The sequence below is a fragment of the Pseudoduganella sp. R-34 genome (assembly GCF_049904655.1).
Classification (GTDB): domain Bacteria; phylum Pseudomonadota; class Gammaproteobacteria; order Burkholderiales; family Burkholderiaceae_D; genus Rugamonas.
The window spans coordinates 2607917-2630172 of sequence record NZ_CP184572.1; the positions used below are offsets into that span (position 1 = coordinate 2607917).

Sequence of the window (22256 nt, forward strand, 5' to 3'; positions counted from 1 at the left end):
CGATTCTGACGGTTGCCACGGTTAGCTACCGGAAGATTGCGACGAGTTGTCAAAAATAATGCTTGAATTGCACAAATCGCGGCCTGGGGGCTAGAATAAAAGTCACTACTTAGAGGGGAATCGCCATGACGCCTATCCTGTTTGCACTGCCCGGCAATGAGGCAATGACAGCGCAACTGTCGGCGTTGCTGGGTTGGGAGCAGGGGCGTTTGCAGGTGCGGCGCTTCCCGGACGGCGAATCCTACGTGCGCTACCACTCGGAAGTGAAAGGCCGCCAGGTGGTCCTGGTGTGCACCCTGGACCGGCCGGACGATCGTTTCATGCCCCTGTATTTCGCCGCCAGCATCGCGCGCGACCTGGGCGCGGCCAGCGTAGGACTGGTGGCGCCATACCTGGCCTATATGCGCCACGACGCCATCTTCAACCCCGGCGAAGGCATCACCTCTGCCCATTTTGCGCGGCTGGTGTCGGGCGTGTTCCATTGGATGGTGACCATCGATCCGCACTTGCACCGCCACCATGACCTGGCCGAGATCTACACGATCCCGACCCGCGTGGTGCGCGCCGCGCCTGCCATCTCGCAATGGATCGCGGCCAATGTGCCGCAGCCGCTGGTGATCGGGCCGGATTCGGAAAGCGAACAATGGGCCTCCGAAGTGGCGCGCGGCGCCGGTTGCCCCTTCATCGTGCTGGAAAAAGTGCGTCGCGGCGACCACGACGTGGAGGTATCGGTGCCGGACACCGAACGCTGGCTGCACCACACCCCCGTCATCGTTGACGATATCGCATCCACTGCCCGCACGATGATTGCCGCCGTGGGCCACGTGCGTCGGGCCGGCCTGCCGCTTCCCGTATGCGTCGCGGTCCACCCCCTGTTCGCAGGCAGCGCCTATGAAGATCTGCAAGCCTCCGGCGTGGCCCGCACTGCCAGCTGCGACACCGTCCCGCACAGCAGCAACGCCATTCCTGTCGCATCCTTGCTGGCCCCGGCCCTGGCAGGCATGACACAAGGCGCAGGCTAGGCTATATTCCTGCCTATGTGGAATTGGATTCGTAACTGGTATCGCAAGCTGCGCATGCCCGCAGCCTATCGCGCCTACGAGCGCAGGCTGCGTGCCGCCCATGAGGAAGAGGCACGCAAGAAGTTTTCAACCGTGCGCTACGAGGCGCGCCTGCTGGCCGCCAACAAGGCGATGGAGGAGCGCGCCCAGCGCCGGTTCGACATGCCGGTCGCCAAACTGCAGCTGGAAGTGGTGGCGCTGGAAAAGCAGCTCGAGTCCTGCCGCGCCCAATTGGGCAATTTCGAACGCCCCTTCCGCGACGAGTACGAAGTGCTGGAAGCGGAAATGGCCCTGCTGGGGGAGCGCCGCCGCAACGCCTACGCGGCCAAGGACGCCCAGGCCATCGACGAGGTCAACGCGGAAATCGCCGAACTGCAGAAGCGTACCAACGCCGTGCGCGGCGACCTGGCAGTGCAGACCGACTTGCGCGACCAGGGCTTGACGCCGGAAAAGCTGCGCCGCACCGTGCAGCGTTGCGAGGGGCGCCTGCAGACCATCAAGGACGAGCAGGAACGGATCCAGCGCGAACGCGCCAACTACATGAACCATTCGGCGGACCGTGCTGAAATCGACGCGATCGAGCGCGAGATGCTGGCGCTGGAACGCAAGCACATCCAGTTCTTGCGCGACTTCGACTCTCCGGCCGAGCGCCGCCGCCGTGAACGCGCCCACGAGCAAACCTGGCTCAACGGCGCTTAATCGCTGCACCTTTAATCTGCGTCAAGCCGGGGTATATTCCCGCCGGCCCAGTGCTGCCTATACTTGGCTTGTCGCGCCATGCCTTTGCACGGCGGATCGTCGGGAGGACGGCCATGCGCAACCAATCCCTTGGCAGCAATCTCGGTGCGCTCCTGCGCCGCTGCAAAAAAATGGAAGCCACAATGCGGGGCGTGGGCTTGCCAAGCTTCCTGGCCTGCCTGCCGCTGGCCCTGCTGGCCTGGCAATACGCGTTGATGCTGCACCAGAAAAATGCCAACATCAATCGCATCAGCCGGCGCATCCAGCGCTGGCAAGGTACGGTGTCGCAACTATCGGCCCACGAATACGCGCGTACCGAGTTCATCGACCTTGACCGCAAGATGCGCGCCGACATCGAAGGCGCATGCGATTCCATGCGCACCCTGCGCGATCTGTGCTCGGATATCTGCGAAATGTTCAGCGTAGTCGGTTACCAGTCAGCCATGCTGACGCGGGGCCGCGACCGCTTCGATGCCACGGTCAGGGAGGCTTGCCGGCTTTCGCAATCCCTAATCGACCTGGTCGATGCGCATGATCGCCGCGCGCTGGCCATCCGCCAGCAACTGCACGCGATCGAACAGGCTGGCGAGGCGAGCGCGGCAGCGCATGCCGCGCGTGCCGCCGCTGAAGCTTAAAACCCTTCCAGCACGATCTTGCCGCGCGCGCGATTGCTTTCGAGCAGGTCGTGCGCGCGTTTCAGGTTGGCTGCGTTGATGGCGCCGAAGCGCTCGCCCACCGTGGTTTTCAGCACCCCGCTATCGACCAGGCGCGACACATCGTTCAACAGCGCATGCTGTTGCGCCATGTCGTCGGTCTCGAACATTGAGCGCGTGAACATGAACTCCCAATGCAGTGATACGCTCTTGCGTTTCAGCAGGCGCACGTCGATATGCGCAGGATCGTCGATCAGGGCCAACTTGCCTTGCGGTGCCACCAGTTCGGCCAGCGCGGCGAAATGGCGTTCGCTCTCGTTCAGGCTGGCGATGTAGTGGACGGGCGGCAGGCCGAGACGAGCGATTTCTTCGTCCAGCGGCTTGCTGTGGTCGATAACGTGGTGCGCGCCAAGCGACTTGACCCAGTCTGCAGTTTCAGCGCGCGAAGCGGTACCGATCACGGTCAGTCCCGTCAACTGGCGTGCAAGCTGGACCAGGATGGAGCCGACGCCTCCGGCGGCGCCCGTCACCAGCAGGGACTTGCCGGCTTCGCGCGCCTTGTCGCGGCTGGTGCCAAGGCGGTCAAACAGCAATTCCCAGGCGGTGATGGCGGTCAGGGGCAGGGCAGCCGCGTCGGCGAAGCCAAGCCTGGAAGGCTTATGGCCAACGATGCGTTCGTCAACCAGGTGCAGTTCGGCGTTCGTGCCAGAGCGGCCCAGAGCGCCGGCGTACCACACTTCATCACCCGGCTTGAACAGCGTCGCCTCCGGGCCGACCGCGCGCACGATGCCGGTGGCGTCCCAACCGAGCACCTTGTGTTCTCCTTCGGCGGGAGCGACGTTGCGCCGAATCTTGGTATCGACTGGGTTGACGGAAACGGCCTTGATTTCGACCAACAGGTCGCGCCCGCTGGCAACCGGTGCCGGCAATTCGATGTCGACCAGCGCTTCGGCGTGGTCAATGGGCAGGGAGGCGCGGTAGGCAACAGCTTTCATTGTGATGTCCTTCGTAAAAAGTGGTGATGTCGCTATCTTCGATCATCACGGCTTCGCGAAAAAGACTAAAATTATGGAAACACTTTCAAAGGAATGCTGAAAATGCTGCGCCTCGACGATCTGGAAGTCTTCGTCAGCACGGCCGACCGCGGCAGCCTGTCGGCGGCGGCGCGTTCGCTCGACATCTCGCCGGCCCTGGCCAGCGCAGCCTTGAAGCGGCTGGAAGACGAACTGCAACTGCGGCTGTTTGCCCGCACCACGCGTTCGCTGCGCCTGACTGCGGAAGGCGAGCATTACCTGGGGCACGCGCGCGAAGCGGTGCGCCAATTGCGCGAAGGACATGAGGCGATCAGGCAAGGCCAGCAGGAATTGGCGGGCTTGTTGAAAATTTCGATGCCATCCGATGTGGGCCGTAACGTGCTGCTGCCCTGGCTGGACGCTTTCCAGGCCGAATATCCGGCCATCAGCCTGCAGTTGTACGTCAGCGACCGGGTTGCCGATATGTATCGCCAGCCGGTAGACCTGGCCCTGCGTTATGGCAAGCTCGATGATTCAAGTCTGGTTGCCATGCCTGTTGCGCCAGGAAATCGACGCACCCTGGTCGCCTCGCCGGACTACCTGCGCCGGCACGGCGCCCCGGCCAACCTGGATGAGTTGGCGCGGCACAATTGCTTGCGCTTTGCTTTGGATGATGTGCTGTATGACCGCTGGGCCTTCCCCGCCCAGGGCAAAGTCGTGCAGGTCAGGGGCAACCGCAGCAGCGATGATGCCGACCTGGTGCGCCGCTGGGCGGTAGCGGGACTGGGGATTGCCTATAAATCACGGCTGGACGTGACCGCCGACCTCAAGGCCGGTCGCTTGCGCATGCTGCTACCAGATGTAATGGGTGAAGAGGTGCCATTACAGTTGGTTTGCATGCATCGCTCGCAGGTCACGCCCGTCGTGATTCGTTTGCGCGACTATTTGCGCGCTCGGTATGAACAGCTATGCGAGACTGAAGCTTAGTGGGCCTTGGAGAAGATCAGCAGCCAACGGCTGAACAGCAGTACTTCCAGGTGGCCAGGCTGTACGCCGGTGTCGCATTCGATGATCGGGTTCACAGCGTAGAAGCGCTTGCGGAAGTCGCGGCACACCAGCACTTCGCGTTTGCCGAAGCGAACCAGGAAAGACATAGGGGCATATTCCAGGCCAAAGCGGGAGCCGAAGGTGCTGTGCATAGTGGTCATGACGAATTCCTTTTGCTGTGATGTGTTTAACGAGTGATTAGAATAACACAAATACTGTATGAATCAACAGTACTGGATGAAATATCAGGTTTTTTTATTAAGCGTTGTATGAGAGATACGATCCGACTTCCCCTGCATCTGGTGGCCGGCCTGCTTCTGTTGCTCAGCGCCGCGGCCGTGTTTGATGCGATTGCCGGCGCTGCGATGGGACCCGGCGCCCAGCTGGCCGCACTCGATATCAGTGTTTCCCAATGGCTGCACGTTCGTGCCAGCGAGCCCTGGACTACGCTGATGCTGGCGGTCAGCCATCTGCACAGCGTGGCGGGAATTGCCTTCCTGACGCTGCTGTTTGCCTGGCAGCTGTGGCGGCGCCAGGCGCATTACTGGCTGCTGACCTTGCTGCTCTCCGTACCACCGGGCATGGTGCTGAACGTGTTGCTCAAGCACAGCTACCAGCGCGTGCGGCCCAGCTTCGACGCGCCCCTGCTGACTTTGCCGACCTACAGCTTTCCCAGCGGCCATACGCTGGCCGCAACCGTGTTTTATGGCGTGCTGGCTTGTTACCTGTGGCCGCGTGTTCGCGGCGCGGCCCAGCACGCGGCGCTGCTTGCTGGCGCAGTGGCGATGGTGGCGCTGGTCGGGTTCAGCCGCGTCTATCTCGGCGTGCATTTCCTGAGCGATGTGCTGGCGGCGGTGGCGGAGGGGCTTGGCTGGTTGGCCATCTGCGTCACGGCGGTGTCCAGCCTGCGCCGGCACCGGGAGCGCCGATGAGCCGCATGGCCGTCATCATCAACGCTGGAGCTGGCCTCGGATATGGCCTGCCGTGGCGCGAGTCGCTGGCCGCGCGTTTCGCCAGCCACGGACTGGATGCCGACATCACGCTGGCCGCCGACCTCAATCACCTGATGGAGGCCGCCCGGGCAGCATTGGCCGCCGGCGCGCCAGTGGTGGTGGCGGGAGGCGGCGACGGCACGGTCAATGCCGTGGCCTCGGTGGTGCTCGATAGCGGCGCCGTGTTCGGCGTCCTGCCGATGGGAACGCTGAACCATTTTGCGCGCGACCTGCGCATCCCGCCCCAGCTCGACGCAGCCATTGCCAACCTGGCTGCCGGCCACGTGGCAATGGTCGACGTCGGGGAGGTCAATGGCCGCATCTTCCTGAACAACTCGAGCCTTGGGCTCTACCCGGACATCGTGCGCGATCGCCAGCGGCAGCAGCGCCGCCTCGGGCGCGGCAAGTGGACTGCGTTCGGCTGGGCGACGCTGGCCGCGCTGAAGCGTTATCCTTTCCTCAGCGTGCGCCTGACCCTTGGTGAACAAGGCCATGCGCGGCGCACGCCCTTCGTTTTCATCGGCAATAATGAATACCATATGCAAGGATTCAACATCGGCGAGCGGGCACGGATGGATGGCGGCACGCTGAGCGTGTACGTGGCCCAGCGGCCGACGCGTTTCGGCTTGCTGAAACTGGCCTTGCGCGCGCTGTTCGGACGGCTGCGCCAGTCGCGCGAGTTCCATGTATTCCAGGCCGGTGAGATGGTGATCGACACCCGCCACCGCCGCTTGCGTGTGGCGACCGATGGCGAGGTGTCGGTCATGGTGCCGCCTTTGCGTTACCGGATCCGCCCGGCAGCCTTGCCGGTGCTCGTGCCGCGCCCTCTGGAGAAGTGATGCGAACCCTGGTCCATATCTCCGACTTGCATTTCGGCCGCGTGGACAACGCCTTGCTGGCGCCCTTGCGCGAATTGATCGGGGATTTGCGGCCGGACGTGGTAGTGGCTTCCGGCGACCTGACCCAGCGCGCCCGCAGCGCGCAATTCCGCCAGGCACGGCACTACCTCGACACCTTGCCCCAGCCGCAGATCGTGGTGCCGGGAAATCACGACATTCCCCTGTATAACGTGGCAGCGCGCTTCTTCCAGCCGCTGGTCAAATACCGGCGCTACATCACGCGCGACCTCGCGCCAGAGTTCGTCGACGATGAAATTGCCGTGCTGGGGTTGAACACGGCGCGCTCGCTGACCTTCAAGGATGGCCGCGTCAATCGCCGCCAGGTCGAATACTTGCGGCAACGCTTCTCGCGCCTGCCGCGCAGCGTCACGCGGGTTGTCGTGACTCACCATCCCTTCGACCTGCCACCGCACAAGGACAATGACGATATCGTGGATCGCGCGCCAATGGCGATGGAAACGTTCGCGCGCTGCGGCGTGGACTTGCTGCTGGCAGGGCACTTGCATACCAGCCACACTCACAATACTTCTGAGCGCTATGAGATAGACGGCTATGCCGCACTGGTGGTGCAGGCCGGCACTGCCACCTCCACCCGTAGCCGGGGGGAGACCAATTCATTCAACGTGCTGCGCGTACAGCACGACGAAATCCAGGTTGAGCGTTACAGCTGGCGCGAAGGAAGCGGCTTCGCCTTGGCTGCTACCGATATCTTCTGCCGTGAGGGTGACATCTGGCGCCCAGCTGCTTAAAGCACGCCAAGGTGGCGAGCTTCAATGCATATCAAACCTCAGAGCCAGTAGTCCCATACGCGGGCAAGCCACTCCTTCAGACGCGTGGAGATCGGCCGCTTGTTCCACTCCACCAGCGTGATCTCACGGGAATTGTGCAGGTCTTCCTTGAACGCCTTTTCCATCTCGAGGCCGAACACATCGCCCATCACGATCACATTCACTTCACTGTTGTGGAGGAAGCTGCGCCGGTCGAGGTTGGTTGAGCCGACAGTGGACCATACGCCGTCAATCACCACCGTCTTCGCATGCAGCACCGACAGCTTGAGCTCATAGATCTTCACGCCAGCTTCCAGCAAAGGCTGGTAGAACGCCCGCCCTGCGTGGAATACGAGCCCGCTGTCCGACACGCTGGGCAGCACAAGCTGCACATCCACGCCGCGCCGGGCGGCATCGGTCAGCGCCTCCAGGGTCTGGTCATCCGGCACAAAATAGGCGCAGGTGATATGGATCGACTTCTTCGCTTCCTGCATCGCCAGCAGCAGCGCCTTGTAGATCTCAAAATGTCCTTCAGGCCGCGAACCCAGCACGCGCACCACCTTGTCTCCCGCCGGCGCTACCTGGCTGAAGTATTTGGCGTCGCGCAAGTCGTCCGCATCCTGCTCGATCCAGGCTTGCACGAACAACCACTGCATGGCCTGCACGGCCGGCCCCTCGATGCGCACATGCGTGTCGCGCCAGCCGACGTCATTTTCGCCTTTTTCACGCCCCGGGCCGGACCCGCCGCCGGCGCCCGAACCCACGCCGCTCGAGCCGCCGCGGAATGGTGAACTCTTCGAGTACGTATCGCTGATATTGATCCCGCCCGTGAAGCCGACCTTGCCATCGACGATCAGCATCTTGCGGTGGTCGCGCGCATTCAGCTTCCAGCCGTTGCCGCGCGCCTTGGCAGGATTTACCGGGTTGAAGGCCAGCAGCTTCACGCCGCCTTCCTTCATGCGGTCAAAGAATTCCTGCGGCACGCCGATGGTGCCGACACTGTCGTAGATCACATTGACCACCACGCCTTCGCGCTGTTTCTGGATCAGCAGGTCGGCGAACTTCATCCCCAGTTCATCCTGGTCGAAGATATAGGTCTCGAAATTGATATGGTCGCGGGCTGCCGCAATGGCCTTCATCATCTCCGCCATGGTCTGCGGGCCATCGAACAGCAATTGCACCTTGTTGCCGGCAATAAGCGGCACGCCGGTTGCCGACTCCTCCAGGGCCGCCTGGGCTTTCAGGTCCAGCGTGGACTTGGCCCAGCGTTTCTTCAGCAGTTGTTCGGTGGTCTGGCGCGGCAGCTTGCCCTTGGCGGTAATGACTTGCGGCACGGTGCCCGCGCGTGGCTTGGCCTGGTCGGCATCGACCTCCGGCAACGAAGCGCAGGCCAGCAGCGTCCAGCCCGCGAGGATAAAAGCCAGCCAACGACTTGCCTGCATGGGGCACCTCCGAAGGCCAGTCTAAGACAGCAGCGAACGGTTGAATGTTCGCTGCCGAACATAGTCAGCTGTAGTTCAGCCGGGCTGCTTCACGCCGCAATTCGCCCCTGAAATCGGGATGCGCAATCGAAATCAGCGCTTCGGCGCGTTGCTTGGCCGACTTGCCGCGCAATTGTGCCACGCCATATTCGGTCACCACGTAGTTGATGTCGTTCTTGCTGGTGGTCACATGTGTCCCGGCGCACAGGGTGGGCACGATGCGCGAGACACTGCCTTCCCTGGCGGTCGACGGCAGTACGATAAAGGACTTGCCGCCGCGAGATCGATTGGCCGCGCGTACAAAGTCCACCTGGCCGCCGGTGCCGGAATAGGGCAGGTGAGCCAGGCTTTCCGAGCCGCACTGTCCCAGCAGGTCGACCTGCAGGCTGGCGTTGATCGATACCAGCTTGTCGTTCTGCCCGGCGATATAGGGATCGTTGCTGAAGCTGACCGGGTGCATTTCCAGCATCGGGTTGTGGTGCATGAAATCGTACAGCTTGCGCGAGCCCAGCGCGAAGGTCGCCACCATGCGCCCGGGCATGAAGCTCTTGCGGCGATTGGTCACGGCGCCGCACTCCACCAGCTTGAGGATGCCGTCGCCAATCATTTCGGTATGGATGCCCAGGTCCTGCTTGCTGGTCAGTTGCATCACCACCGCGTCGGGAATGCCGCCATAGCCGATCTGCAAGGTCGAGCCGTTCTCGATCATCGGCGCCACATGGGCGGCGATCGCCTCCTGCACCGGCCCGATCTTCGGCAGCCCGACTTCGATCACCGGCGCATCGCTTTCCACCACCGCCGTCACCTGCGAAATATGGATGTGGCATTGGCCGTGCGCAAAAGGCACGTTGGGATTCGATTCGAGCACGATGACACGCGCTTTCTGCAGGGCAGCCATGGTGTAGTCGGCGCCCAGGCTGAGCGAGAAGTTGCCGTGCTGGTCCATTTCCGATGCCAGCGCAAAGACCACGTCAGCAGGCATTTGCCCGTGCTTGATCAAGGAGGGGATTTCAGAGAAATACGCCGGGATGAAGTCTGCCCAGCCAGCCTGGCCCGCCGGCCGCGAAGCGCCGCCGAAGAACAGGGCGCAATGCCGCACGTGGTGCGCCGTTTCCTGGTCGAAGTAATCGTACTTGCGCATGGCCAGGATTTGCGCCACCTGCACGCCTTTGAAATTGCGGCGCTGCGCCGACAGTTCGGTCAACAGGGCCGGCGGCTCGCCGGCGCCGGTAGGGACAATGATCATGTCGCCATCACGCACGAGGCGGATGGCGTCGGCGGCGCTGCAACGCTTGCTGGACATACGCGGTCTCCGAATAGTTTTGTTTGTGTGCGCACAGATTGCATGACCGTGCTTACCCTAAGCTGACAAGCATGAAAGCTCTTGCCATCCTGCTCACAATGCCCGCACTGGCGCTGGCGCAGACCAGGGAACCGCCGGCGGGACAAGGCGTCCAGCCCTATGGCGTGGTCGATGCCGGCGTGGTGCTGGAGCGCGGCTGCAAGGAGGGCTGTGCCGGCAGCAAGGTTTCCCCCGGCATAGCGGAAGGCTCGCGCATCGGCATCACGGGGCGCGAACCGTTGGGCAGCAACGGGAATTCCGCCGTCTTCACGCTGGAAGGCGGCGTCGAGAACGATACCGGCCGCTCCGAAGAAGGCCGCCTGCTGGGGCGCCAGGCCTGGGTCGGGCTCGATGGGACGTGGGGCATGCTGACGCTCGGCCGCCAGTACAACCTGCAATACGAAACCTTGGCCGAGGTGGCTGACCCCTTCCATGGCGGACTCGCCGGTACCGCTACCAACCTGATGGGCTTTACCACCAAGCGTTATGACAATGCCGTCAAATACCGCACGCCGTCCGGCCACCAATGGAATGCCAGCGCCATCTACAGCTTCGGCGAATCCGAATTCAGCACCTCGCGCAACCGGGCATACGGCGCGACGCTGGGCTTTGCCAACGGCATCTTCAATGTCCGCATCGCCCACCAGCGCAAGCGCAATCCGATCGAAGCGGTCGGCACCACGCAGCCGGTCGACCTGTCCGCCCGCAATACCCTGGTGGCGGCCAACCTGAACTTTGGCGCCACCACCGTCTTCGCGGCCTATGGCATCAATCGCGGCCTCGGCAGCTCGCCGTGGGACCCGGCCAACCCGTATGGCGCGCTGACGCTGAACACGCCCTCGCTCTACAGCCACGATATGCTGGCAGGCATTTCCTACACCCGCGGCCGCACCACCTACATGGCTTCCTTCATCCACAAGGACGATCGCAGCCCCCCCAACCAGGACGCCGACCAGGCGGCTGTCGGCGTGGTGTATTCGCTGTCCAAACGCACCGCCCTGCATGCCTCCTTCGCCCATATCCGCAACCGCAACAACGCAGCCTATACCGCCGGCACCGCGACCGAAACCGGCAAGGGCAACCGCGCCATCACCTTCGGCCTGCGCCACGCTTTCTGATGTGCTACATTCCCAAGCTGGAACTTTCAGCGGGGAACACTATGTATCTGACTTACTTCAATGGAAACTGGGCGGAAGGCAATGCGCCACTGTTCGGCGCAATGGACCACAGCGTCTGGCTCGGCTCCTCGGTATTCGACGGCGCGCGCGCCATGCGCGGCAAGCTGCCGGACTTGCGCCCGCACCTGGAGCGCGTGATTCGCTCGGCGCGCAGCCTGGGCCTGGAATGCCCGCTCAGCGTGGATGAAATGGAAAAGCTGGTGAAAGAGGGCGTGGCCCGCTTCCCTGCCGATGCCGAGCTGTACATCCGCCCGCTGGTATTTGCCACCGATGGCCTGCTGATCCCGGTCGCTGAAAAATCCGCCTTCGCGCTGACCCTGTTCGACGCACCGGTGCCGCCATTCACAGGTTTCTCGGCCTGCCTGTCGGCCATGCGCCGTCCGGACCCGGACATGGCGCCTACCGATGCCAAGGCCTCCGCGCTGTATGCCAATTCGACCCGCGTGCTGCGCGAAGCGAAAGAACGCGGCTGCGACAACGCCGTGGTGTGCGATAGCCAGGGCAATGTGGCGGAGTTCGCCACCGCCAACCTGTTCTTCGTAACGCCGGAGGGGAACGTGGTGACGCCGGCCCTGAACGGCACCTTCCTGGCCGGCATTACCCGCGCCCGCGTGATCAAGCTGCTGGCCGAAGCCGGCATTGAAGTCGAGCAGCGCACCGTCCGGCCGGAAGAGCTCGATCGCGCCAGCGAAATCTTCAACACCGGCAACTTCGGCAAGGTCACGCCTTGCGTGCGCTATAACGGCCGTGAACTGCCGGCTGGTCCGGTCGCCACCAAGGCCCGCGAGCTGTACTGGGCCTTTATTGAGCGCGGCGAGTAGGCGCCTGCAAATCCGGCCCGGGCTTGCTGGGCGGTGCAGCGGGCGCCGGCGGCGCCACGCTGCCGCAGTCGGCGCTGAGCCAGCGGCCGCTGCCTTCCACCACCATGTTTTGCGACTTGCCCTGCGCTGAACTGTTCACGTTCATGCGCATGCTGTAGGCCGTATTGCCGTTGAAGATCACCTGGCCATTACCGCTGGACGGCGGCCGGGTGCAATTGAAGGTCACGTTCAGGCCGCCCGGCACGGGCGTGCGGGTAGTGGTGCACTGGCCGGGTTGGCCGGCCGGCAGATCCTGCTTCTCGGCCATGTCCTTGGTCAGGCAATAGGTGAGCTTGACGCCACCGTTAGCGCCCAGTCCCAGGTTGACGCCGTGGCGCGCCATCATCTGTTCCATGGCCTTGCGCTGTTCCGGCGCCATATTGGCCATCTGTTGCTGGGCTGCCTCCATGATGGCCATCATTTCGGGGCTGGCCGAGGCAATGCGGTTATCCAGCTCCCACAGTCCCGGTTTCAAGGTCTGCGCCATCGCCGGCGCGGCGGCCAGGCAAAGCAGGAAGAAGGCTTGGATTTTCATGCGGGCTCCTTGGGGGCGGGATGCGCGGCCCGGAGCGCCATGCCCCGGGCCGATGCGGCTTGCTTAGCCTTGCGGCTGGCGTGGCTCGGCCACGAAGATTTCCACGCGGCGGTTGCGTGCGCGGCCGGCTGCGTCGTCGTTGGAGGCGATCGGCTCCTGCTCGCCGCGGCCTTCGATCACGATGCGGGTCGGCGATACGCCGCGCGTGGCCAGGTAGTCGCGCGTATGGGCTGCACGGTCGACCGACAGTGGCTGGTTCACGCTGGCGTTGCCGGTGCTGTCGGTGTGGCCGACAATGCTGACGGTGGTCGCCGGATTTTCATTGAGCGTGGTGGCAAAGCGGTCCAGGATCGGGCGGAAGTCGGGCTTGATGTCGGAACGGCCCGTATCGAACGAAATATCGCTCGGGATTTCCAGCTTCAGGCGGTTGTCGCCGGTTTGCGAGACTTGCACGCCAGTGCCCTGGGTGGCCTGTTCCATCTGCTGCTTCTGCGCTTCCATGCGCTTGGACCAGACGTTGCCGACCACGGCGCCGACTGCCGCGCCAATCGCAGCACCGCCGGCCGCCCGTTTGCCGCCGCCTGGACCGGTCGCGGCGCCAAGCACGGTGCCGATGCCGGCGCCGACGCCGGCCCCGGTGGCAGTGCCGCGCTGGGTGGCGGTCATGTCCGCACAGCCGGTTGTGGCGAGCACGGCAATCAGCAGGGCAGCAAGGGTTTTATGAGGCATGAGCTTTCTCCTTCGTTAAATATGCTCGAAAAAAAGCGGGACGGGTCCTGCGCCGCAGTTCCCGCCCCGCTAGTGTACGCCGGCTTGGCCGGCTTAACTAAATGCCGCGCCCACTGATCAGGCGCAGCAGGATCATGATGACTGCCACCACCAGCAAAATATGGATGAAGCCGCCCACAGTGTAGGAGGTCACCAGGCCGAGCAGCCACAAGATGATAAGTACGACAGCGATCGTATAGAGCATGATGTTTTCCTCTCATATTCCGTAATCCTGGATGCATTATTGCTGCGTCCGACCGCGTCATCTGTACGTTGTCGAACTATCAGCGTCGTTGCAGGCGTCCCTTGACGACTTTCACATGGTCGCCAGCCTGCCAGTTGGCCGAGCTGCTGCTGACGGTGCGCACCTTGCCGTCATCCATCCGCACGCGCACCTGGTAGGTGGTGGTCGACTTCATATTGCCTTCCACCTGGTTGCCGACCACGGCGCCGCCGACTGCGCCGGCCACGGTGGCCAGCTTGCGGCCGGAGCCGCCGCCGATCTGGTTGCCCAGCAGGCCGCCGACAATCGCGCCGCCCGCCGCGCCCAGGCCGCTGCCCTGGCCGCGCTGGGTGACGGCATGCACCGCTTCCACTACGCCGCAGCTATGGCAGACGGCCGGCGCCGGCGCCGCCATGTGCGCTGCGGCGGGCTGCGGTGGGGGTGCTTCTGCCGGGGCCGCACTGCCGCCGCCGTAGTTGCCGGCGCCATAGCTGCCGCCACCGCTACCGGAATAGCCGGAAGTATCGGCCACGCGATTGACCGGCGCATAGCCGGCCGGCGGCGGCGGCGGGCCGGCGTCGCGCGTATCGACCTGTACCGGCGCTTCGGCAACCGGCGGCCCCATCTTCGCCCCTGATTGCGGCAGCCAACCCATGACCGCAGCGATGCCGACGCCGCAAAACAGCACCACGGCAATGGCTGCGATCAGCAGCATCGGGTGGGTGGTGTAGCTCATGATTCTGGTTTCTCGTTCCATGCTGTAATTCCTTTCCTATTGGATAGACGCATTCTGGCGGCCGGGCTGGCCTGCTTCCGTGCGTCAGCGTACATACAGTCTTTTTAATTGCCGATACGCTCCGCCTAAACTCCACCAGGCTGACGGCAATGACCCTGAATCTTCATACCGTTCCAAGCAGTGAATCGCCACCACCCCGTATTGGCAACCGCCTGCTGGCAACCCTGCCGGAAGACGACCTCGAGCACCTCGAGGGCCTGTGCGAACTGGTGGACCTCGAGGCCGGCGACATCCTGTTTGAAGCCGGCCAGCCCATCGACTACATCTTTTTCCCGCTCGATACCCTGGTCTCGCTGCTGGCAGTGGCGGAAGGGCGCATGACGCTGGAAGTTGGCTCGGCCGGCCGCGAAGGCATGGTCGGCGCTTCGGTAGCGCTGGGCCAGCGTTTCGCCCAGGTGCGTGCCGTGGTCCAGCGCAGCGGCCATGCGCTGCGCATGGAGGCGGAAGATTTCATCGCCGAGTTTGCGGAATTGGAATCGCTGCAGCGCCTGCTGCACCGCTATACCGACAGCCTGCTGGCGCAAGCGATCCAGATCGCTGTCTGCAGCCGCTTCCATGTGCTGGAGGCGCGCCTGGCGCGCTCACTGCTGGTCACGCGCGACCGCCTGCAATCGGACCGCTTCCACATGACCCACGAATTCCTGGCCCACGCGCTCGGCGTGCGCCGCGTTGGCGTGACCAAGGCGGCCAGCGCCTTGCAGGGACAGGGCTTGATCAGCTACAGCCGGGGCAATATCGAAATACTGGACCCGGCTGGCCTGGAAGCGGTGTCCTGCCATTGCTACCAGCAGGTCCGCACGCCGTCTTAGCGGCGAGGTTTGTCGACCTGGTTACCGATCACGCCGCCGACCACGGCGCCGCCCACCGTACCGGTGGTGGAGCCGCCCGTCAGCACGGAACCGGCGACCGCGCCGACACCGGCGCCAATGGCCGTGTTCTTATCCTGTTGCGACATCGAGGAGCAGGCACCCAGGCCCAGCATGGCGGTAGCGATGGCGAGGCGGGCTGCGATCTGTTTGGTATTCATGATGTTTCCTCCGTAACGTGGAATGCTGGCTCCAGCTTACGGGGGAGGGCAGATGTGATCTGTTCGCTATTTCACGGTGTAACGGTTTGTTACCTTTGCGTCTTGCCCGGCGGCGGCGCCTTCGGCTTTTCGCGCGCGGCGGCCAGCAGGCTGGCGCATTGGTTGTCGCCTTCGCCGCCCGCGCTGATCAGGGGCACCAGGGCCGCCGGTGCGGCCAGCGCGCCCAGCGCCAGTGCGCCGCCGGCCCGCATGGCGATCACGCCCTTGTCGATGTCGACGTCGGGTTGCTTGAGCGAGCCGCGCACATAGATCGGGGCGCGCAGCGAAATAATGCGCAAGCCCTTGCTTTCCGGTTTCATGGTGAGGTCGATTTTCTCGCTGGCCAGGTTGACTGCGCCGTTGATGCGCACCGTGGCATCGTCGGTATCGGCGATGAAATAGCGCGTCTGCGCCAGGCCGTCGCGCACGCCGAAGTCGCCGGCCAGGCAGTTCAGGTGCACCGGCTTGTCGCCAAACAGCTTGGTCAGCACGATGTTGCCGATGTTCAGGCCCATCTGCTCCAGCAGCAGCTTGCTGACGGTGCCGTCGTTGACCAGGGTTTTCAGTTCGCCATTGGAATGCGCCAGCAGGGTGGCCACCGAGTTGCCTTTCGCAGTCAGCTTGGCGTCGGCATTGATTTCGCCGATGGTGGCCTGCTTGAGTTCGGGCAGCTTGGGCAGCAGTTGCCTGAGCTTGATATGGCGGGCCGTGGCGTCGAGCGTGGCGGCGACAGCTTCGCCGCTGCTGCCGTCCAGCGTTGCCTTCGAGGCGACGCGGCCGCCGGCGAAATCAAAGTTGAGCGGGGTCAGGCGCAGCACGCCGTCTTTCAGGTGGAAGGCCGTTTCCAGTTTGCTGAGCGGCAGTTCCTTGGTGCGCACGATGCGCTCGGCGCGGAAGCCGACGTCGGCATCGAGCGCCGTCCAGCGTTCCGTCTTGAAGGTCTCCACCGGCAGCAGCTTGCCGGCCGGCTGCACTGCCGCCACGCCGCGTTCTTCTTTCTTGGCATTGGAGTCGGCGCCGATCAGCGGTCCCAGGTCGGCGAACTGCAGCAGGCGCGAGTGCACTGAGCCGGTCAGCAAGCCGCGCGGCTGGCGCTGCTGGTAGGACAAGGTGCCGGCGATATCGCTGTCGCCGACGCGGCCGGTGAATTTTTCGTAGGTCCACTGGCTGGCGCCCTCGGCCAGGTGGCCGCTCAGGCGCCCGGCGGTACTGAAGGGCGGGGTTTCCGGCAGCAGCAGCCCGGTCAGTGCATACAGGCGTGCGGCCGAAGCGCCGGCGACCTTGAGCTGCAGGTCGATGGCAGCGAGCTGGGCCGGATTGGTCAGCGTGCCTTCGGCAGCCACGCTGACCAGGCCGATCTTGGCATCGGCCTGGATCGGGAAGGGCAGGCCGGTGTCGCGCAAGGCCAGCACGGCGCCGGTCTTGCCCTTGCCGCTGATGTCCTGCTTGTTCCATTTGCCGGCCAGGGTCCATTGCACGCCGTAGCGAGGATCGTTGTCGAGCGTGTCGACGTGGGCGGTGGCCGCGATCTGTTGCTGGGCATCGTCCAGCTTGATGGTGCCGCGCGTGAAGACCACGCGCTCCAGTTCCATGCGCCACTCGGACGGCGGGCGCTTGGGCAGGGTCCAGTTGTTCCTGCCGTCGGCCTGGCGCAGCAGGTCGAGCTGCGGCTGGTCGAAACGCAGTTCCGGGATGGCGATCTTGCGGCCCAGCAGGGCAAATGGACTCAGCGAGAACGCCAGGCTCCGGGCTGCCGCGGTGTCGCCTGCCGGCAGGCCGGCCGGGTTACCGACGTGCACGTCTTGCGCGACCAGATGGGGCCAGGGAATATGGTCGCGCCAACTGCGCGCCTGCGGCGGCAGCGCCTGCTTTTGCCAGGTCAGCGACAAGTTGCCGCGCAGTTCCACCGGCCTTTGCAGTGCCTCGGTGGCGCGCGCGCCCAGCCAGGGGCGGGCGCGGTTCCAGTCGTAGTTCAACACGATCACCAGGGCCACCGCCGGAATGGCCAGCAGGAAGCCCAGCACAGCCAGGCTAATCTTTGCGCGGCGAGAAATTGTGTGTGCCATGGCGCCAGCTTACACCCGGGCAGCCCGACTTCAATGTGCGGCACCGTACTGAACCCATCGGGGACAGCTTATATAACTGGCATACCCCAATCGCTTTGAGGAGAACAACAATGGATTCGCTGAATCGCCTACCGCTGTTGACTACCGCCTGCGCAGCATGCGTGATTGCGTTGGCAGGTTGCAGCAGCATGAAGACCCCGGCCACGGCCGAAGTAGCATCGTCGCGTACGGCGGTGGAAGCCGCTGCCTCGACTGGCGCACCGGAACTGGCTCCGGCCGAAATGGCGGCAGCGCGCGACAAGATGCTGCGCGCCAACCAGGCGCTGGCAGCCAAGGATTACCGCACCGCCCAGGACCTGGCACAGCAGGCGCAAGCCGACGCCAAGCTGGCGCAAAGCAAGGCCAGCAGTGCCAAGGCCACCGAGGCCGCCAACAAGCTGCAAGACGATATCCGTGTGCTGCGCGAAGAACTCGATCGCGCCAACAGCACCATGACTCGCTGAGAAAGGGGCCATCATGTTCAAGCCATTCCTGAAACCTGTTGCCCTGGCCGCCGCCCTGGCCCTGGCAGCCTGCAGCACCACCCCGACCACCACCGGCGAACTGGAAACCGCGCGCGCCAATTACGCGCAGGCGCAGGGCAACCCGATGGTCGCCAAATACGCCAGCGCCGAACTGGCTGCCGCCACCCGTGCCATGGACCAGGCCAATACAGCGGCGGCGCGCAATGAAAGCCTGCAAACGATCGACAAGCTGGCCTACATCGCCAAGCAGAAGACCGCCAGCGCCGAGGAAATCGCGCGTGCCAAGTCCGCCGAAGACCAGTTGAAGGACGCCGCCTCGCAGCGCGACCAGGTGCGCCTGCAAGCGCGCACGGCGGAAGCCGAGGCGGCCAAGCGCCGTGCCGACCAGGCCCGCATGGAGGCCGAAAATGCGCAGAACCAGGCCGCCAGCGCCGAAGCGGCGAAAAGCGACGCACAAGCCCGCGCTGCCGCCCTGGCGGCGCAGCTGGCCGACTTGCAGGCCAAGCAGACCGAGCGCGGCATCGTGATCACCTTCGGCGACGTGCTGTTCAACGTCGACCAGGCCGTGCTGACCTCGCAAGGCATGGCGACCGCCCAGCGCCTGGCCGATGTGCTGCGCGACAATCCCGACCGCACCGTGCTGATCGAAGGCTTTACCGACAGCACCGGCAGCGATGCCTACAACCTGCAGCTGTCGCAGCGCCGCGCCGAAGCGGTGCGCAGCGCACTGGGCCAGATGGGCATCGAGCGCTCGCGCATCGAGACGCGCGGCTATGGCGAAGCGTATCCAGTGGCCGGCAATGCCACGGCTGGCGAGCGCCAGATGAACCGGCGGGTGGAAATCGTGCTGTCCGAAGCGGGCCGCCCGGTGACCTATCGCCGCTGACGAGGAGTTTCCATGATCGATAAAAATGCGATCCGCGCGGCAGCCCGCAACATGGCCGACGGTCCGGTGACCGAAGGCTACAAGGGCAACCGCGCGATGGTGCTGCAAATGCTGAACGAAGCGCTGGCCACCGAACTGGTCTGCATCCACCGCTACAAGCGCCACTACTACATGGTGACCGGCCTGTCGAACGCCTCGATCAAGGCCGAGTTCCTGGAGCATGCGACGCAGGAGCAGCAGCATGCCGACTGGCTGGCCGAGCGCATCGTCCAGCTCAATGGCGAACCCGATTTCAATCCAGCAACGTTGCTCGACAGGAGCCATGCCGAGTATGATGACTCAAGGGAGGTGCAAGCGATGGTGCGGGCCAACCTGGTGGCAGAACGGGTGGCCATCGAGAGCTATCGCCAGATGATCGAACTGATTGGCGACAGCGACCCGACGACCAAGCAACTCTTGACGCAAATCATGGCGGTGGAGGAAGAACACGCCGACGATATGCGAGACCTATTGGCGTAAATCACTTACGAAAGAGGAGTCCTATCATGCTGGAACAGAACATCAGTACCGTCAATAACGATGTGAAAACGCTGGTCAAGGATGCGCAAGCCCTGTTCACGGCCGCCACCGCGCTCACTGGCGAAAAAGCGGATGAATTGCGTGGCCGCGGCATGAAAGCGCTCGATAGCGCACTGGCCAAGGCCCATGAAGCCCAGGCCAGCGCGATTGCCGGCGCCAAGCATGCCGCTGCTTCGACCGATGCCTACGTCAAGGAAAATCCATGGCGTTCCATCGCCGTGGCAGCCGGCGTGGGTCTGCTGGTAGGCGTTATCCTCGGCCGCAAATAAGCGATGTCCGCCGAGAACCAGGTACCACCACCGCCCGGCCTGATCGCCTCACTGGCCGGGCTTGCCAAAAACAGCCTGCATCTTTTACTGTCGCGCCTGGAACTGGCAGCCCTTGAGCTGACCGAGGTGCGCGACACCCTGCTGCAATTGTCCATCGTGTTTGCCGTGGCCCTGCTGGCTGCCTGGTTCGCCATCGCGTTCGGCACGGCGACCCTGATCTACCTGTGTTGGGAAGCGATGGGCTGGAAGATCCTGCTGGTGCTGGCGATTGCCTTTGCGGTAGTGGCGATCGGCCTGGTGCTGTGGGGGCGCAGCCTGGTGCGGCAAGGCAAACTGGGCTTGTCGGCGACGATGGCGGAACTCAAGTCCGACCGCGACATGCTGCTTTGAAAGGGAGACCATGGCGTCCAGACAGGAATTACAGGCGCTTGCCGTAGCCAAGGAAAGGCTGGTGCGGGAAGGCGAGTTGTACCGCCTCGGCACGCTGCGCTCCAAGCATGAAGTGATCAACGCCCTGCAGCCGCAAGCGCTGCTGCATGGGGCGGTGGACCAGGCCATCGGCACGCTGCAGTCACGCCTTGGCAGCTTCATCGGGCAGGGCGGCGGCTTGTCCGGCATCAGCTTCAAGACCGTGCTGCCGTATGCGGTGACACTGGGTTCGTGGATTGCCCGCAAGCGCTTGTGGAAGCCGGCCGCGGCGGCCGGGGTGCTGGCGGCAGTCGGCGCCTGGTGGCTGATGCGGCGCAAGCCCGATGCTTAAAGGGTCTTGCGCAGGCGCGACATGTACTGCGTCGTAATGCCGAGGTAGGAGGCCAGCGCGCGCTGGGTGATGCGTTGTTCCAGGCCGGGGAACTGGCTGCGGAACGCTGCCAGCCGCGCTTCCGCCGTATTGTGGCTGCGGATCTGCAGGTTGGCCGCATAACGGCGGATGCTGCATTCGATGATCTTCAGGTAGTACTCATTCACAAAGCCATGCTCGGCCCTGTGGCGCTGCATGGCCATCCAGTCGATGCGCCAGGCCTCGACGGCCGTCTCGGCGACGAAGAATTCGCGCGCCGGCTCGCCCTGCAGGCCGCCCATCATATCGCTGTGCGAACCGGTGTTTTCACCTTCGGTGATGAAGCCCAGGGTCAGGTCTTCGCCGGCCACCGAGATATGGCCGCGCCGCGCGACCCCGCTGGAAATCCAGTAGTAATGGGTGGCGCGCGTGCCGGCCTCCTGCAGCATGGTGCCCTTGCGCACGTGTACCGAAGTCACGTGCGGGGCGCTCAGCTCGGTGTAGCGGTCGTAGAGCTCAATGCCAATGCCCAAGCGCTGGACGGTGGTAGCCCGGTGTTGCTCTCTTTGTAATTGGTATGCATGTGGCATGCTCGCATCATACCCGACCTGCTGCCAGGCCAGGATGACTTTTTATGATGCGGCCATAACTGGCGGTTGTACGCTTGCTTATTTGCCACTGGTTTCAAAGGTACGCGACATGTCGCGCGTGGCCAGGTGGATCTGGCGCGCGTTGGCCATGTCCGACTGGGCAATGCTGCGCGCTTCTTTCACGCAGTCGCTGTTGGCGCCGGCCCCTTGCTGCTTGCAGGCTTCCAGGGCTTCACGCAGGGCTGCGTTGATTTCCTTGCGCAGCGTAGCAAGCTGGGCCGCTTCGGTGCGGTCCGGCCTGGTCCAGCGCGGCGGGTCGCCGCGCTTCAGTTCTTGCTGTTGCTGCCTTGCAACTTCCGGCGGCGTGACCTGGGCGCTGGCCAACCCGCACAGGGCCAGGGCGGCAGCGCCAATCAGCATTTTCATGATGGGCTCCTTCGCTACAGCCTGCCGGTCAGCAGCAGGATGAGCAAGACGACAACAATCAGGCCGGCAACGCCGCTCGGGGCATAACCCCAGTTGCGGCTATGCGGCCAGGTTGGCAGGGCGCCGATGACAAGCAGGACCAGCACGATCAGCAGGATGGTGGCCATGGCAACCTCCTTTAATAGCGGTAAACCCGGCCATCGACCACGCGCACGCGCGTGCCGACCCGCAGGTCGTAGGCGCTGTCCTGGTTGACGGTACGGTAGTCGCCGTTATCCAGGCGCACGCTGATCTGGTACACATCGCGCGGCATGTTGCGGCTCTCTTCAACGCGGTTGCCGATCACGGCGCCGCCAATCGCACCGGCAGCGGTTGCCGCGGTACGGCCGGAACCGGAGCCGATCTGGCTGCCGGCCAGGGCACCCAGCAAGCCGCCGGCGACTGCGCCGGCTCCGCTGGTGGCCGGGTCAACGCGCACCACGCGGATCGAATCGACCGTGCCATACGTCGAGACATCGGCCTGCGAGGAATAATCGGTTGCCTGGGGATAGGATGAGTTGCTGGCGCAGCCGGCCGACAAAGCGGCCACCGCCACCATCATCGCTGCAAGGGATACAGTCGGTTTCATAACGTCTCCTCCTGTGGGTGGGATTAGGCGCAGCTTATGGCCGCCCGCCCTTGCTCGTCTGTGCGATTCCGCACAATGTTCGCCAGCGAAC

General features: G+C 64.0%; 30 protein-coding genes. 16 read left to right on the forward strand and 14 right to left on the reverse strand.

The genetic code is table 11. The features are described 5' to 3' along the window. Window positions 1-125: 125 nt before the first annotated feature. The 3 genes from ACN9MW_RS11990 (at window position 126) to ACN9MW_RS12000 (ending at window position 2434) form a co-directional block, all read left to right on the forward strand. Window positions 126-1022 carry a ribose-phosphate pyrophosphokinase gene (locus ACN9MW_RS11990; RefSeq protein ID WP_426170958.1) on the forward strand — a complete coding sequence of 299 codons (897 nt, stop codon included), beginning with the start codon at window positions 126-128 and terminating at the stop codon, window positions 1020-1022. A 15-nt stretch (window positions 1023-1037) separates the two neighbouring features. Beyond that, window positions 1038-1760, forward strand: coding sequence for a hypothetical protein (locus tag ACN9MW_RS11995; protein ID WP_426170960.1), 723 nt, complete (start codon window positions 1038-1040; stop codon window positions 1758-1760). 113 nt (window positions 1761-1873) lie between these two features. Next, window positions 1874-2434 carry a hypothetical protein gene (locus ACN9MW_RS12000; protein ID WP_426170962.1) on the forward strand — a complete coding sequence of 187 codons (561 nt, stop codon included), beginning with the start codon at window positions 1874-1876 and terminating at the stop codon, window positions 2432-2434. Here the strand turns inward: ACN9MW_RS12000 and ACN9MW_RS12005 are convergent. Then, the gene (locus ACN9MW_RS12005; RefSeq protein ID WP_426170964.1) at window positions 2431-3447 is read right to left on the reverse strand and encodes a zinc-binding alcohol dehydrogenase family protein; all 1017 of its coding nucleotides are present in this window, start codon (window positions 3445-3447) and stop codon (window positions 2431-2433) included. The two genes, ACN9MW_RS12000 and ACN9MW_RS12005, sit on opposite strands and share 4 nt — an antisense overlap. A gap of 102 nt (window positions 3448-3549) precedes the next feature. On the opposite strand from ACN9MW_RS12005, the gene ACN9MW_RS12010 reads away from it, so the two are divergent. Then, a complete protein-coding gene (locus tag ACN9MW_RS12010) occupies window positions 3550-4452 on the forward strand; it encodes a LysR family transcriptional regulator (RefSeq protein ID WP_426170966.1) in 903 nt (300 codons plus the stop codon). Here ACN9MW_RS12010 and ACN9MW_RS12015 read toward each other — a convergent pair. Then, window positions 4449-4673 (reverse strand): hypothetical protein, encoded by a 225-nt coding sequence (locus ACN9MW_RS12015; protein ID WP_055934969.1) that lies wholly within the window; start codon window positions 4671-4673, stop codon window positions 4449-4451. The genes ACN9MW_RS12010 and ACN9MW_RS12015 overlap by 4 nt on opposite strands. 108 nt (window positions 4674-4781) lie before the next feature. Here ACN9MW_RS12015 and ACN9MW_RS12020 point away from each other — a divergent pair, with 108 nt between their 5' ends. Genes ACN9MW_RS12020 through ACN9MW_RS12030 form a run of 3 tightly spaced genes read left to right on the forward strand, consistent with a single transcriptional unit; the run spans window position 4782 to window position 7152 of the window. Next, window positions 4782-5444, forward strand: coding sequence for a phosphatase PAP2 family protein (locus ACN9MW_RS12020; RefSeq protein ID WP_426170968.1), 663 nt, complete (start codon window positions 4782-4784; stop codon window positions 5442-5444). Beyond that, window positions 5441-6343, forward strand: coding sequence for a diacylglycerol/lipid kinase family protein (locus ACN9MW_RS12025; RefSeq protein ID WP_426170969.1), 903 nt, complete (start codon window positions 5441-5443; stop codon window positions 6341-6343). The genes ACN9MW_RS12020 and ACN9MW_RS12025 overlap by 4 nt, the downstream gene beginning before the upstream one ends. Next, window positions 6343-7152 (forward strand): metallophosphoesterase family protein, encoded by an 810-nt coding sequence (locus tag ACN9MW_RS12030; protein ID WP_426170971.1) that lies wholly within the window; start codon window positions 6343-6345, stop codon window positions 7150-7152. The genes ACN9MW_RS12025 and ACN9MW_RS12030 overlap by 1 nt, the downstream gene beginning before the upstream one ends. Window positions 7153-7190: 38 nt before the next feature. Here ACN9MW_RS12030 and ACN9MW_RS12035 read toward each other — a convergent pair whose 3' ends face one another. Further along, a complete protein-coding gene (locus ACN9MW_RS12035; protein ID WP_426170972.1) occupies window positions 7191-8612 on the reverse strand; it encodes a phospholipase D-like domain-containing protein in 1422 nt (473 codons plus the stop codon). Between the two features lie 64 nt (window positions 8613-8676). After that, entirely contained in the window at window positions 8677-9954 is a 1278-nt protein-coding gene (locus ACN9MW_RS12040) for an acetyl-CoA hydrolase/transferase family protein (RefSeq protein WP_426170974.1), read from the reverse strand. Window positions 9955-10025: 71 nt separating this feature from the next. Here ACN9MW_RS12040 and ACN9MW_RS12045 point away from each other — a divergent pair, with 71 nt between their 5' ends. Continuing rightward, window positions 10026-11111: a porin gene (locus ACN9MW_RS12045; protein ID WP_426170975.1), complete on the forward strand. Its 1086-nt coding sequence runs from the start codon at window positions 10026-10028 to the stop codon at window positions 11109-11111. A gap of 41 nt (window positions 11112-11152) precedes the next feature. Beyond that, on the forward strand, window positions 11153-11992 hold the full coding sequence (locus ACN9MW_RS12050) for a branched-chain amino acid aminotransferase (RefSeq protein ID WP_426170976.1): 840 nt from the start codon (window positions 11153-11155) through the stop codon (window positions 11990-11992). On the opposite strand, the gene ACN9MW_RS12055 is transcribed toward ACN9MW_RS12050, so the two are convergent. The 4 genes from ACN9MW_RS12055 to ACN9MW_RS12070 all read right to left on the reverse strand — a co-directional run bounded on the left by ACN9MW_RS12055 (window position 11973) and on the right by ACN9MW_RS12070 (window position 14314). Continuing rightward, complete coding sequence (locus tag ACN9MW_RS12055) at window positions 11973-12566, reverse strand: DUF3617 domain-containing protein (RefSeq protein WP_426170978.1); 594 nt, start codon at window positions 12564-12566, stop codon at window positions 11973-11975. The two genes, ACN9MW_RS12050 and ACN9MW_RS12055, sit on opposite strands and share 20 nt — an antisense overlap. Window positions 12567-12629: 63 nt before the next feature. Continuing rightward, on the reverse strand, window positions 12630-13295 hold the full coding sequence (locus ACN9MW_RS12060; RefSeq protein ID WP_426170979.1) for an OmpA family protein: 666 nt from the start codon (window positions 13293-13295) through the stop codon (window positions 12630-12632). 97 nt (window positions 13296-13392) lie between these two features. Then, window positions 13393-13539 (reverse strand): lmo0937 family membrane protein, encoded by a 147-nt coding sequence (locus ACN9MW_RS12065; protein WP_139232699.1) that lies wholly within the window; start codon window positions 13537-13539, stop codon window positions 13393-13395. 79 nt (window positions 13540-13618) lie between these two features. Then, window positions 13619-14314 (reverse strand): glycine zipper 2TM domain-containing protein, encoded by a 696-nt coding sequence (locus tag ACN9MW_RS12070; RefSeq protein WP_426170981.1) that lies wholly within the window; start codon window positions 14312-14314, stop codon window positions 13619-13621. Window positions 14315-14442: 128 nt separating this feature from the next. On the opposite strand from ACN9MW_RS12070, the gene ACN9MW_RS12075 reads away from it, so the two are divergent. Next, on the forward strand, window positions 14443-15162 hold the full coding sequence (locus ACN9MW_RS12075) for a Crp/Fnr family transcriptional regulator (RefSeq protein ID WP_426170983.1): 720 nt from the start codon (window positions 14443-14445) through the stop codon (window positions 15160-15162). Here the strand turns inward: ACN9MW_RS12075 and ACN9MW_RS12080 are convergent. Further along, window positions 15159-15380, reverse strand: coding sequence for a glycine zipper 2TM domain-containing protein (locus ACN9MW_RS12080; protein WP_426170985.1), 222 nt, complete (start codon window positions 15378-15380; stop codon window positions 15159-15161). The genes ACN9MW_RS12075 and ACN9MW_RS12080 overlap by 4 nt on opposite strands. Window positions 15381-15469: 89 nt before the next feature. Then, a complete protein-coding gene (locus ACN9MW_RS12085; protein WP_426170987.1) occupies window positions 15470-17485 on the reverse strand; it encodes an AsmA family protein in 2016 nt (671 codons plus the stop codon). A gap of 110 nt (window positions 17486-17595) precedes the next feature. On the opposite strand from ACN9MW_RS12085, the gene ACN9MW_RS12090 reads away from it, so the two are divergent. Genes ACN9MW_RS12090 through ACN9MW_RS12115 form a run of 6 tightly spaced genes read left to right on the forward strand, consistent with a single transcriptional unit; the run spans window position 17596 to window position 20503 of the window. Beyond that, complete coding sequence (locus ACN9MW_RS12090) at window positions 17596-17988, forward strand: DUF4398 domain-containing protein (RefSeq protein ID WP_426170988.1); 393 nt, start codon at window positions 17596-17598, stop codon at window positions 17986-17988. Window positions 17989-18001: 13 nt separating this feature from the next. Continuing rightward, window positions 18002-18895 carry an OmpA family protein gene (locus tag ACN9MW_RS12095; RefSeq protein WP_426170989.1) on the forward strand — a complete coding sequence of 298 codons (894 nt, stop codon included), beginning with the start codon at window positions 18002-18004 and terminating at the stop codon, window positions 18893-18895. Between the two features lie 12 nt (window positions 18896-18907). Further along, window positions 18908-19414, forward strand: a complete 507-nt coding sequence (locus ACN9MW_RS12100; RefSeq protein ID WP_426170991.1) for a ferritin-like domain-containing protein — start codon at window positions 18908-18910, stop codon at window positions 19412-19414. A 26-nt stretch (window positions 19415-19440) separates the two neighbouring features. Then, window positions 19441-19743 (forward strand): DUF883 family protein, encoded by a 303-nt coding sequence (locus tag ACN9MW_RS12105; protein ID WP_426170993.1) that lies wholly within the window; start codon window positions 19441-19443, stop codon window positions 19741-19743. Between the two features lie 3 nt (window positions 19744-19746). Then, entirely contained in the window at window positions 19747-20133 is a 387-nt protein-coding gene (locus ACN9MW_RS12110) for a phage holin family protein (protein ID WP_426170995.1), read from the forward strand. A gap of 10 nt (window positions 20134-20143) precedes the next feature. Then, a complete protein-coding gene (locus ACN9MW_RS12115; protein ID WP_426170997.1) occupies window positions 20144-20503 on the forward strand; it encodes a hypothetical protein in 360 nt (119 codons plus the stop codon). Here ACN9MW_RS12115 and ACN9MW_RS12120 read toward each other — a convergent pair. From ACN9MW_RS12120 to ACN9MW_RS12135, 4 genes are all read right to left on the reverse strand, one after another. Continuing rightward, the gene (locus ACN9MW_RS12120; RefSeq protein WP_426170999.1) at window positions 20500-21111 is read right to left on the reverse strand and encodes a Crp/Fnr family transcriptional regulator; all 612 of its coding nucleotides are present in this window, start codon (window positions 21109-21111) and stop codon (window positions 20500-20502) included. The genes ACN9MW_RS12115 and ACN9MW_RS12120 overlap by 4 nt on opposite strands. Before the next feature lie 78 nt (window positions 21112-21189). Then, window positions 21190-21537: a hypothetical protein gene (locus ACN9MW_RS12125; protein ID WP_426171001.1), complete on the reverse strand. Its 348-nt coding sequence runs from the start codon at window positions 21535-21537 to the stop codon at window positions 21190-21192. 14 nt (window positions 21538-21551) lie between these two features. Next, window positions 21552-21704, reverse strand: coding sequence for a DUF3309 domain-containing protein (locus ACN9MW_RS12130; protein WP_082507486.1), 153 nt, complete (start codon window positions 21702-21704; stop codon window positions 21552-21554). Between the two features lie 11 nt (window positions 21705-21715). After that, complete coding sequence (locus tag ACN9MW_RS12135; protein ID WP_426171002.1) at window positions 21716-22165, reverse strand: glycine zipper 2TM domain-containing protein; 450 nt, start codon at window positions 22163-22165, stop codon at window positions 21716-21718. Window positions 22166-22256: the final 91 nt, after the last annotated feature.

Excerpts from the sequence above, each read along its gene's own strand:
- ACN9MW_RS11990 (WP_426170958.1), top strand. The coding sequence starts at position 126 with ATGACGCCTATCCTGTTTGCACTGCCCGGCAATGAGGCAATGACAGCG.
- ACN9MW_RS11995 (WP_426170960.1), top strand. The coding sequence starts at position 1,038 with ATGTGGAATTGGATTCGTAACTGGTATCGCAAGCTGCGCATGCCCGCA.
- ACN9MW_RS12000 (WP_426170962.1), top strand. The coding sequence starts at position 1,874 with ATGCGCAACCAATCCCTTGGCAGCAATCTCGGTGCGCTCCTGCGCCGC.
- ACN9MW_RS12005 (WP_426170964.1), bottom strand. The coding sequence starts at position 3,447 with ATGAAAGCTGTTGCCTACCGCGCCTCCCTGCCCATTGACCACGCCGAA.
- ACN9MW_RS12010 (WP_426170966.1), top strand. The coding sequence starts at position 3,550 with ATGCTGCGCCTCGACGATCTGGAAGTCTTCGTCAGCACGGCCGACCGC.
- ACN9MW_RS12015 (WP_055934969.1), bottom strand. The coding sequence starts at position 4,673 with ATGACCACTATGCACAGCACCTTCGGCTCCCGCTTTGGCCTGGAATAT.
- ACN9MW_RS12020 (WP_426170968.1), top strand. The coding sequence starts at position 4,782 with ATGAGAGATACGATCCGACTTCCCCTGCATCTGGTGGCCGGCCTGCTT.
- ACN9MW_RS12025 (WP_426170969.1), top strand. The coding sequence starts at position 5,441 with ATGAGCCGCATGGCCGTCATCATCAACGCTGGAGCTGGCCTCGGATAT.
- ACN9MW_RS12030 (WP_426170971.1), top strand. The coding sequence starts at position 6,343 with ATGCGAACCCTGGTCCATATCTCCGACTTGCATTTCGGCCGCGTGGAC.
- ACN9MW_RS12035 (WP_426170972.1), bottom strand. The coding sequence starts at position 8,612 with ATGCAGGCAAGTCGTTGGCTGGCTTTTATCCTCGCGGGCTGGACGCTG.
- ACN9MW_RS12040 (WP_426170974.1), bottom strand. The coding sequence starts at position 9,954 with ATGTCCAGCAAGCGTTGCAGCGCCGCCGACGCCATCCGCCTCGTGCGT.
- ACN9MW_RS12045 (WP_426170975.1), top strand. The coding sequence starts at position 10,026 with ATGAAAGCTCTTGCCATCCTGCTCACAATGCCCGCACTGGCGCTGGCG.
- ACN9MW_RS12050 (WP_426170976.1), top strand. The coding sequence starts at position 11,153 with ATGTATCTGACTTACTTCAATGGAAACTGGGCGGAAGGCAATGCGCCA.
- ACN9MW_RS12055 (WP_426170978.1), bottom strand. The coding sequence starts at position 12,566 with ATGAAAATCCAAGCCTTCTTCCTGCTTTGCCTGGCCGCCGCGCCGGCG.
- ACN9MW_RS12060 (WP_426170979.1), bottom strand. The coding sequence starts at position 13,295 with ATGCCTCATAAAACCCTTGCTGCCCTGCTGATTGCCGTGCTCGCCACA.
- ACN9MW_RS12065 (WP_139232699.1), bottom strand. The coding sequence starts at position 13,539 with ATGCTCTATACGATCGCTGTCGTACTTATCATCTTGTGGCTGCTCGGC.
- ACN9MW_RS12070 (WP_426170981.1), bottom strand. The coding sequence starts at position 14,314 with ATGGAACGAGAAACCAGAATCATGAGCTACACCACCCACCCGATGCTG.
- ACN9MW_RS12075 (WP_426170983.1), top strand. The coding sequence starts at position 14,443 with ATGACCCTGAATCTTCATACCGTTCCAAGCAGTGAATCGCCACCACCC.
- ACN9MW_RS12080 (WP_426170985.1), bottom strand. The coding sequence starts at position 15,380 with ATGAATACCAAACAGATCGCAGCCCGCCTCGCCATCGCTACCGCCATG.
- ACN9MW_RS12085 (WP_426170987.1), bottom strand. The coding sequence starts at position 17,485 with ATGGCACACACAATTTCTCGCCGCGCAAAGATTAGCCTGGCTGTGCTG.
- ACN9MW_RS12090 (WP_426170988.1), top strand. The coding sequence starts at position 17,596 with ATGGATTCGCTGAATCGCCTACCGCTGTTGACTACCGCCTGCGCAGCA.
- ACN9MW_RS12095 (WP_426170989.1), top strand. The coding sequence starts at position 18,002 with ATGTTCAAGCCATTCCTGAAACCTGTTGCCCTGGCCGCCGCCCTGGCC.
- ACN9MW_RS12100 (WP_426170991.1), top strand. The coding sequence starts at position 18,908 with ATGATCGATAAAAATGCGATCCGCGCGGCAGCCCGCAACATGGCCGAC.
- ACN9MW_RS12105 (WP_426170993.1), top strand. The coding sequence starts at position 19,441 with ATGCTGGAACAGAACATCAGTACCGTCAATAACGATGTGAAAACGCTG.
- ACN9MW_RS12110 (WP_426170995.1), top strand. The coding sequence starts at position 19,747 with ATGTCCGCCGAGAACCAGGTACCACCACCGCCCGGCCTGATCGCCTCA.
- ACN9MW_RS12115 (WP_426170997.1), top strand. The coding sequence starts at position 20,144 with ATGGCGTCCAGACAGGAATTACAGGCGCTTGCCGTAGCCAAGGAAAGG.
- ACN9MW_RS12120 (WP_426170999.1), bottom strand. The coding sequence starts at position 21,111 with ATGCCACATGCATACCAATTACAAAGAGAGCAACACCGGGCTACCACC.
- ACN9MW_RS12125 (WP_426171001.1), bottom strand. The coding sequence starts at position 21,537 with ATGAAAATGCTGATTGGCGCTGCCGCCCTGGCCCTGTGCGGGTTGGCC.
- ACN9MW_RS12130 (WP_082507486.1), bottom strand. The coding sequence starts at position 21,704 with ATGGCCACCATCCTGCTGATCGTGCTGGTCCTGCTTGTCATCGGCGCC.
- ACN9MW_RS12135 (WP_426171002.1), bottom strand. The coding sequence starts at position 22,165 with ATGAAACCGACTGTATCCCTTGCAGCGATGATGGTGGCGGTGGCCGCT.